General features: G+C 33.5%; 6 protein-coding genes and 1 tRNA gene. All 7 read right to left on the bottom strand.

The window, feature by feature from the left end; translation table 11 throughout:
- Positions 1 to 103: 103 nt before the first annotated feature.
- On the bottom strand, positions 104 to 1,204 hold the full coding sequence (locus COZ07_RS09845; RefSeq protein WP_406608392.1) for an ABC transporter ATP-binding protein: 1,101 nt from the start codon (positions 1,202 to 1,204) through the stop codon (positions 104 to 106).
- 77 nt (positions 1,205 to 1,281) lie between these two features.
- On the bottom strand, positions 1,282 to 2,223 hold the full coding sequence (gene whiA / locus COZ07_RS09840) for a DNA-binding protein WhiA (RefSeq protein WP_406608391.1): 942 nt from the start codon (positions 2,221 to 2,223) through the stop codon (positions 1,282 to 1,284).
- The gene (gene yvcK, locus COZ07_RS09835; protein WP_406608390.1) at positions 2,224 to 3,516 is read right to left on the bottom strand and encodes a YvcK family protein; all 1,293 of its coding nucleotides are present in this window, start codon (positions 3,514 to 3,516) and stop codon (positions 2,224 to 2,226) included. It abuts the gene before it with no gap.
- Positions 3,513 to 4,400 carry an RNase adapter RapZ gene (gene rapZ / locus COZ07_RS09830; protein ID WP_406608389.1) on the bottom strand — a complete coding sequence of 296 codons (888 nt, stop codon included), beginning with the start codon at positions 4,398 to 4,400 and terminating at the stop codon, positions 3,513 to 3,515. The genes yvcK and rapZ overlap by 4 nt, the downstream gene beginning before the upstream one ends.
- Before the next feature lie 278 nt (positions 4,401 to 4,678).
- Entirely contained in the window at positions 4,679 to 6,355 is a 1,677-nt protein-coding gene (gene argS / locus COZ07_RS09825; RefSeq protein WP_406608388.1) for an arginine--tRNA ligase, read from the bottom strand.
- 198 nt (positions 6,356 to 6,553) lie between these two features.
- Positions 6,554 to 6,626 (bottom strand) — tRNA-Arg (locus COZ07_RS09820).
- 17 nt (positions 6,627 to 6,643) lie between these two features.
- The gene (locus COZ07_RS09815) at positions 6,644 to 7,618 is read right to left on the bottom strand and encodes an ABC transporter ATP-binding protein (RefSeq protein WP_406608387.1); all 975 of its coding nucleotides are present in this window, start codon (positions 7,616 to 7,618) and stop codon (positions 6,644 to 6,646) included.
- Positions 7,619 to 7,763: the final 145 nt, after the last annotated feature.

Here is a 7,763-nt window from a genome sequence, read left to right as displayed (position 1 = left end):
CGCACCATATAAAAAATCTTTTAAAAATATTTTTAGCTTTTTGGGTTACAACCATTATATCATAAATTGAAATTAAGTATTATTCCTTTAAATTAAGCTTCTCCTAAACTATAACCAATGAAGTTTTGGGATCAAAGATATGAGTCTTTTCCATGTCTATTACTACTTCCATGGTCTGTTCTATTTCCACCTGGGTACGTGCATCCATCTTTCCTACCAGAGAATGCTTTCCGCAAGCCAGGTAAATAAAAATCTCCGCCCCTAAAGGTTCAATTACATCCACTTTTGCTTTTATAGTATTAGAAGGTGTAGCGTTAGAAACAAATTGCTTATCATGAAGATCCTCAGGTCTTACTCCAAAGATCACTTCTTTCCCCACATAATCTGCTATTTTAGAATAAAAATCCTGGGGAAGCTTTACTTTAAGACCTTCTGTATCAATAAAATAGTCTCCATTCTCCTTTACAATCTTAGAATCTATAAAATTCATGGCTGGAGAACCAATAAAACCAGCCACAAATTTATTATTCGGTTTTTTATAAACTTCTAAAGGTGCACCTGACTGTTGCAGGCGACCATCATTCATTATAAATATTCTACTTGCCATAGTCATTGCTTCTACTTGATCATGGGTTACATAGATTATAGTAGCCCCTAATCTACGGTGCAGTTTACTGATTTCTGCCCTCATGGCCACCCTTAACTTGGCATCTAAATTAGAAAGGGGTTCATCAAATAAAAATACCTTTGGTTTTCGGACAATGGCTCTTCCTACTGCTACCCTCTGTCTCTGTCCTCCCGATAGCTGTTTAGGTTTTCTCTTTAATAAATTTTCTATCCCTAATATTTCAGCTGCTTCCTGCACTCTTTGTTCGATTTCTTTCTTGGGAAATTTCCGCAATTTTAATCCAAAAGCCATATTATTATAAACATCCATATGAGGATAAAGGGCATAGTTCTGGAAGACCATAGCAATATCTCTATCTTTGGGTTGAACATCATTTACTAACTTATCTCCAATATAGATCTCTCCTGTGGTTGCTTCCTCTAAACCAGCAATTGCTCTTAAAGTGGTAGTCTTTCCACAACCAGACGGACCAACTAAGACCGCAAACTCCTTATCCTTTATCTCTATATTTAGATCATCTACTGCGGTCACCTCTTTAAATTTTTTAGTAAGATTCTTTAAGATGACATTTGACATTTTAATTCCTCCCTTTTTTTAAGATTCTAATGAATATTTTATTATATTTTTAGATTTAAATCTATAATTTATATTTTTTAACCTTCCAATAAATCATCAGCTATTTGAGAAATTTTTTTTAAGCGATGGTAAATGCCTGACTTAGTAATTTTATAATCTGTCTCCTCAACTAATTCCTGTAAACTGGCATAAGGCAATTTTTTTCTGATTTTAGCTATTCTAGCTAATTTAGACGAAATGCTCTGTAAACCTATTTCTTTCTCTATTATATCAATGCTATGTAACTGTTTAGCTGCAGAAAGAACTGTTTTATCTAAATTAGCTGTCTCACAATTAACTAATCTATTTACTATATTTACTACATCTTTTCTAGCCCTTACCTCTTGAAAATACAATAAGGCATTTTGAACACCAATTAGGCGTAAAAACTCAAAAATACTATCTCCCTTCTTTAAATATACCACCCACTTCTTCTTCCAAAAACTTACCCGGGAGTTTAAATCATAATAGTCAAAAAGGTGATGAATAAAGTTTGCCTCCATCTCATCATTAACCGAAATTTCCAAATGGTACATCTTTTCTGGATCGTTTACAAATCCATTTACTAAAAAAGCCCCTCTCAAATATAAATTTTTAGAAAAAAGATTATTTATATTTAATTTTTTTCTTCTTACCGATTGCTTATTATTCGCCGAGTGGCATTCCCAGCTTAGATCCATTTCTTTTAGAATCTTTTCGTTTTCCGTTAAAAAAGGAATTTTAATTACATAATGTTTCTTTTTATTAGATGAATGTTCCGTTTTTACTACGGGATATATTTTAAAGACTTTTTTAATTAGATTATAAGCTGTCCGGGTTAGGGCAGGATTTTCCAAAATAATAGTTAACTCTATTTTTTGATCCTTTTTAGTAATACTACCTCTTAATTTTATAAAGGCCAATAATTCGTCTTTCTGTTCATAGACATTTTTCGGAACCATTCTCGCTAACTCATTTTTTACTCGGTAAGTAAAAAACATTTAACCCTTTCTTTCCGATATTAAATCGATAATAATTTGGGCTAACTTGTCTGGATCATGTCTCGCTAAGTTCTGATTATACCATAATTTTTTACTTATTAATTCAACACCCATCTTTAATATCTCTGATCTATCAACTACTACCTGATAAGCACCTTCTTTAGCATATCTTTCTTTTAACTCATTATCAATTTCCGCAGTGTTTACTATAATATAATCAATACAATTTACACCTAAATACTTTTCTAATTCTTTTAAATGTTGAGAAACAGTATAATGATCAGTTTCCCCTGATTGGGTCATAATATTACAGATATATATCTTTATCGCCTTCGACTCACCAATTGCTTTAGATATCCCTTTTACTAAAAGATTACATATTATACTGGTATAAAGGCTTCCTGGTCCTAAAATAATAGCCTCTGCCTGCTCTAGGGCCTTTAAAGTTTCAGGTAAGGGTAATACAGGTGAAGGCTCTAAATATACTTTATCAATAATTTTACCACTATGGGTTATCTCGGTTTCTCCTTTGACAATTTCCCCATCTTTCATTTTAGCAGATAAGGTAATATTTTCCAAAGAAGAAGGTAACACTTTTCCCTGAATAGCTAATATTTCACTCGATTTTTCAATTGCGCTTATAAAATCTCCACTTACTTCTGACATTGCAGTAATAAACAAGTTTCCAAAATTATGACCCTCTAAACTACCATTAGTAAAACGGTATTGGAATAATTTTTCCATTAATGGTTCAACAGTAGCTAAGGCTACTAAACAATTTCTGATATCCCCTGGCGGAAGAACTCCTAACTCCTTTCTTAATCTTCCTGAGCTTCCACCGGTATCAAATACCGTCACCACTGCGGTAATATGGTTAGTAAAAGACTTTAACCCTCGCAATAACACGTAGAGACCAGTTCCACCTCCAATAACCACTATTTTGGGACCCTTGCTTAATCGTGTTTTTTGATAAATAAGTTCAGATATTTTATCTACCTGCTGAGGGACTATGGTCCTAAAAATCGACCTATTTAAATTTCTTATTCCCAGAGTTATAAGCCCTACCCCAATGACCCCTAATATTACTCCCAGGATATTAATTAAAATATCGGAATAGTTAAATACTGCGCGCAGATTACCCTTTATTAATAAAAAATTTTTTATATTAAAACAAAAAAATAAACCACCAATTAATAATATTATGCCTAAAATAACCAGCAATAAATATCTTTTTATTTTTATCCCTGGATAGAGCCATTTCCAGAGTTGACTTTTTACATTGAATGTTCTCATAAATCATTTTTAATCTTGGTTTCTTCTTTATTCATATCTCGGTGTTTCACAAATATTTTGTATCCTTTCTCCCGTAAATATCTGGCTAATTTATTTATTAAAACTACGGACCTATGTCTCCCACCGGTACATCCAAAAGCAATAGACAGATATGTTTTACCTTCTTTAAGATAATAAGGGACTAAATAATTTAATAAATTAAAGTATACTTCTATAAATCTTTGGGTAACCGAGAATTCGGTTACATATTTTTCAATCTCCTTATTAGTCCCCGGCAAAACTTTTAATTTATCTATATAAAAAGGGTTAGGAAGAAATCTAACATCAAAGACTATGTCTACATCAATGGGAATACCATATTTATAACCAAAAGAGATTAGGGTTATCTGGATATTTTGATATTTTCTTTTTATAAAACTTCTAACAATTTCATTACTCAATTGTTTAGGAGTTAAATCAGAAGTATCTATAATCAAGTTAGCTTGCGACCTTAATTCTTTTAGCTGTTCTCTCTCTGCTTGAATATTTTCCAAAATACTGCTGGAAATATTTAAAGGATGCTTTCTCCTGGTTCCACTAAATCGGTGAACCAATGCCTCATCACTTGCTTCTAAAAATAATATCTCTCTATTAATCCCTAATTCCTTTAAATAACCAAGTGATTTAAATAAATCCTTAAAAAAAATTCCTGCCCTTATATCCACCACTAAAGCAATTTTGGACAGTTTTCCCTTTGACTTTAAACAAATTTCTGCAAATTTGAGAATTAGCTGAGAAGGAATATTATCTACACAGAAAAAACCCGAATCCTCAAAACACCTAACCGCTATACTTTTTCCTGCACCGGATAGACCGGTAATTATTACAAATCTCGTTTTATCCAATTATTTCTAACGCCTCCCGCCTAGTCGTTAGTAGGACAGGCGTTCCCCATTTTCACGAGGAGAGGCTCGCCTGTCTATGTAGCTTCTAATGTAGGGGTCAGATTTATCCGACCCGAATTTTACGGGCTTGATAAATCAAGCCTCTACCCTAAATCTTTATACTCGCTATGGTTTTGCTTATTTTTTTATGGGCGTATGCAATACGCCCCTAACTATACTTCCTAAACGCTATATGCTATACGCTAACTAAATACTATTCACTAACTACTAACGACTAATTACATACTCTCTGGAACTGAAACTCCTAAAATTTTGAGAGAATTAAATAACACTATCCTGGTACAATCGATTAATATTAACCGAGCTCTGGTTAGTTCTTCATCTTCAGTAATTATCCGATGTACCGTATAATATTTGTGAAACGAGGAAGCTAAATCATAAAGATAAGTGGTTAAAAAGTGTGGTTTCCAGGTTAAAGCTGACTTTTTAATTACTTCTTTTAAGGAAGATAATTTTTTAATCAATTCAAATTCTTCTTCTTGGTTTAATAATTGAAGCTTAATCACCTTGCTTTTATCCATCTTTACCCCTGCTTGTTCTGCTTTTTTTATTATACTACATATCCGGGCATAGGCATATTGAATATAATAGACCGGATTTTCCATAGATTGAGACTTAGCTACATCTAAGTCAAACTCCGTATGACTGTCATGACTTCTCATTAAAAAGAAATAGCGAGCTACATCTTTACCTACTTCTTTTATTAAATCTCTCAGGGTAATGAACTCTCCTCCTCGGGTAGACATTCCTACTTCTTTGCCATCTCTTATTAAAGTAACAAATTGCACAATTAATACTCCCAAAGAATCTTCGGGATACCCCAAGGCCTGCACCGCAGCCTTCATCCTTTGAATATAACCGTGGTGGTCAGCCCCCCAAATATCTATTATTTTTTCAAACCCTCGTTGGTATTTGTCTTGATGATAGGCAATATCAGAGGCAAAATAGGTAGGAATACTATTTTTTCTAATTACTACTCGATCTTTTTCATCGCCAAAAACAGTAGTCTTTAACCATAGTGCACCTTTTTCCTTATAAAGAAAACCCTTCTGCTGGAGTAATTCTATAACCTCTTGAAGTTTATTCTGCTTATAAAGAGAACTTTCACTAAACCATGCATCAAACTCCACTCCAAAATTTTTTAAATCTTCTTTAATTCCTTCTAAAATATTTTTTAGAGTAAATTCTTTAAAAAATTCTCGACTTTCTTGGTCATCTCTATCTTTATACTTATCTTGAAATTTTTCTATAACCTCTTTGGCAATATCAACAATATACTCACCTTTATATCCGTCAGCAGGAAATTCCATCCTTTCCCCTAAAAGGTTATTATATCTTACTTGAACAGATTGTCCTAAAAGGTCAATCTGTCTTCCCTGATCATTGATATAATATTCTTTTTCTACTTTATAACCTGCTGCTTTCAATATATTACTTAGCGCGTCTCCCACTGCGGCACACTTTCCATGACCAACATGTAAAGGCCCAGTAGGATTAACACTAACAAATTCAACCTGAATCTTCTTTCCTTTGCCCAAATTTACTTTACCGTAATCTTCACCTTTTTCCCTAATTTCATCTATAACCTGATATAACCAATTTTCCTTCAAACAAAAATTTATAAAACCTGGTCTAACCATTTCAACTTCACCTATAATACTGTCCTTTATATTTAAATTATCTACAATAAAATGGGCAATATCCAAAGGTTTCAATTTTAATTCTCGAGATAACTGCATAGCTATATTAGTAGACAGATCTCCATGAGATTTATTTTTAGGAGTTAATAATATTATCTCGGGAATAATTTTAATTTGGAAATTACTCTGTTTTATATTTTTTTCAATAGAATCTAATATAGTTTTTTTTACTTGGGCAATTACATCTGTTTTCATCTAATATACCTCTAATATACCTCTAATCTATTCTTCCTAATATATCAATTACAAGATATTCAAGAGGAATTCTTCCCCTTGAAAACCCCTTAATTCGCCCTCACCTTAATGTTTATTGCACCCTTGAATATCTGAATAATAATTCATATTCCTTATTTAAGGTATAGGAATTATTGAAATTCCTATACCTTAAAATAGTGCGCCCGAGAAGAGTCGAACTTCCAACCAAGGGCTTAGGAAGCCCCTGCTCTATCCATTGAGCCACGGGCGCATAAGCACACAAATTATCTACTTCTCATTATAAAGGTGACAGGCACAAAAATGCCCTTCCTTTGCTTCTGTTAATTTAGGTTCAATTTCAGAACATATTTTCATAACTTTAGAACACCTCGGATGAAACCTGCATCCTGTAGGTGGATTTGCGGGACTGGGGACATCGCCCTTTAAGATAATTCGTTCCTTCTTATAATCTGGATTAGGAACAGGAACAGCGGATATTAATGCCTGGGTATAAGGATGCATAGTATTAGTAAACAATTCCTTTTTATCCGCAATTTCTACTATCTTTCCCAGGTACATCACTACAACTCTATCACTGATATACTTTATTACACTTAAATCATGAGCAATGAAGAGATAAGTAAGGTTAAATTCTTTCTGCAGGTCTTTAAGAAGATTTATAATTTGAGATCGTATAGATACATCCAACGCAGAAACTGCTTCATCACACATTATTATCTTTGGTTCTAAGGCCAGGGCTCTAGCAATACCTATTCTTTGCCTTTGACCTCCGCTAAATTCATGAGGAAAGCTGTCCATATTTTCAGCTGGAATGCCTACTTTCTCTAACAGTTCTCCAACTCTTTTGTACCTTTCGCGAACCTTTAATAGGTTATGAGTTAATATACCTTCAGCAATTATATCCTTTATTTTCATCCTGGGATCAAGAGAACTATAAGGGTCCTGAAATATTATCTGCATGTTCTTTCTCTCTTTTCTCAGATCCGCCTTTTTCATCTTTACTACATCTCTACCATCGAATATTACTTGTCCTTTAGTAGGTTCTTCTAATCTTAAGATAGTAAGAGCTGTGGTGGTCTTACCGCAACCAGATTCTCCCACCAGTCCTAAGGTTTCTCCCTCGTACACCTCAAAAGATACATCATCTACAGCTTTTATCCAGCCTACCGTTCGTCTAAAAACACCTTTCTTTATCGGAAAGTACTTAACTAAATGATCTACTTTTAATAATGAATCAGCCATTTATACTCACACTCCTGCTAAAAGACCTTTTTTTACTTCTGAGGCAACTTTATCTATATTCCAACACCTTACATAATGTCCTTCTTCAACCTTAATTAATTGGGGTTCCTCCTCTTTACATCTATCAGTCCTAAACCTACATCTG

It is taken from the genome of Candidatus Infernicultor aquiphilus (assembly GCF_002784285.1).
Lineage (GTDB): Bacteria > Atribacterota > Phoenicimicrobiia > Phoenicimicrobiales > Phoenicimicrobiaceae > Infernicultor > Infernicultor aquiphilus.
The sequence above is the reverse complement of the archived record's forward strand: the minus strand, read 5'-3'. Positions and strand labels throughout refer to the sequence as shown.

What these genes read in the sequence shown, in the direction of transcription:
- COZ07_RS09845 (WP_406608392.1), bottom strand. Translation starts at nt 1,204, where the DNA reads ATGTCAAATGTCATCTTAAAGAATCTTACTAAAAAATTTAAAGAGGTG.
- whiA (WP_406608391.1), bottom strand. Translation starts at nt 2,223, where the DNA reads ATGTTTTTTACTTACCGAGTAAAAAATGAGTTAGCGAGAATGGTTCCG.
- yvcK (WP_406608390.1), bottom strand. Translation starts at nt 3,516, where the DNA reads ATGAGAACATTCAATGTAAAAAGTCAACTCTGGAAATGGCTCTATCCA.
- argS (WP_406608388.1), bottom strand. Translation starts at nt 6,355, where the DNA reads ATGAAAACAGATGTAATTGCCCAAGTAAAAAAAACTATATTAGATTCT.
- COZ07_RS09815 (WP_406608387.1), bottom strand. Translation starts at nt 7,618, where the DNA reads ATGGCTGATTCATTATTAAAAGTAGATCATTTAGTTAAGTACTTTCCG.